The 1,474-nt window shown below is 36.3% G+C and carries 1 pseudogene; it reads left to right on the top strand.

The features are described from left to right. The first annotated feature begins 20 nt into the window (after window positions 1-20). Window positions 21-1,321 (top strand): annotated as a pseudogene (locus tag KI369_RS25775) (IS4 family transposase). The last annotated feature ends 153 nt before the right edge of the window (window positions 1,322-1,474 follow it).

Raw genomic sequence — 1,474 nt, forward strand, 5'->3', positions numbered from 1 at the left:
ATGGAAGGATGACCCATTTTATGTCTAAAATTAATGATGTTACACAAGAAGAGTTACGTTTACTAGGTGAAGAATTTAAAAGTAAATTTTCGATTCACCACTTACAACTACTAGCAGTTAAAACTGGAATGATTCGACGAAAACGAAAGTGTAGAGCACAAGACCTCGTTTCATTATGCGTGTTTCTCAGCCAAGCAATTGGGACAGAATCCCTAGTTAGTTTATGTGCGAAACTAACTAGAGCTACGGGAATCCAATTATCTAGTCAAGGTCTGAACGAACGATTTAATGCACAGACTGTACAATTCTTAAAGGAATTGTTTTTACAAGTATTTCGAAAGAAGTTTTCTCCAATGACTCCTTTATCTAACCGTTTTACACGTATCCGTATACTAGATTCAACAGCCTTTCAGCTTCCAGCTCAATATGCATCTTCTTACAAAGGGGTAGGCGGAGGTGGTTCAGAAGCTGGTGTGAAAATTCAATTAGAGTATGAACTGATTTCTGGAGAATTTTTAGAAACAGCTGTAAGAGATGGAACAAGTAGCGATTGCCGTTATGGACAGGAACGTACGCAAACATTAGAGCCAGGGGAACTTTCTCTTCGTGATCTTGGTTATTTTTCTATTTATGATTTAGAAAAAATTGCGGATCGAAAAGCATTTTATGTGTCACGTATTCGCTGGAATACACAAGTCTATCAAAAAGAGAAAGGTGGAAAATGGACTCTTCTCGATTTAGAAAAATTGACGAAAGATCTATCTGAAGGACAAATACTAGAATTACCGGAAATCTATATAGGACTTCACCAAAAACATAAAACACGCCTTGTCATATATCGTCTAACACAAACTGAGTGGACGAAACGTTTGGAACATCACAAGAAAGCGAAAAAGAAGATGCCGAAATATGCAAGCCGTATCAACCTTCTTATTACGAACGTATCTAGTAAACACCTTCCGCACAATGAAGTATATGAACTGTATTCTTTACGGTGGCAAATTGAAATTATATTTAAAACATGGAAGTCTATTTTTAAAATTCATGAAGTGAAACCTGTGAAACTGGAACGATTTCAATGTCATTTATATGGGCAATTAATTGGTTTGTGTTTGGTAGCTAGCATTACATATCGAATGAGAAGACTTATATGGGAGAAAAAACAAAAAGAGGTGAGTGAGTATAAGTGTACATATATCGTCAAAATTTACTTCTCTAGTATACACGACGTGCTTTTCACAACCTTTCAACATCCTGTATCAGTGCTAACCAGGCTCTTTCAAGATCTTGTCAAAAACGGACGAAAAGCACGAAGGTATAAGTGTCGTACACCGTTCGATATCCTTAGTATCACTCAAGAATGTACGAAAAGACTTCACAAAGCCGTATAAAAAATACGAAATTCAGAGAGTCTTATTTGAGTATGTCCAAAACCGCACTCTTCTACTCTCAAGTTTTAAAAAATAAGTCCGAT

The sequence above is a fragment of the Bacillus sanguinis genome (assembly GCF_018332475.1).
GTDB classification, from domain to species: Bacteria; Bacillota; Bacilli; order Bacillales; family Bacillaceae_G; genus Bacillus_A; species Bacillus_A sanguinis.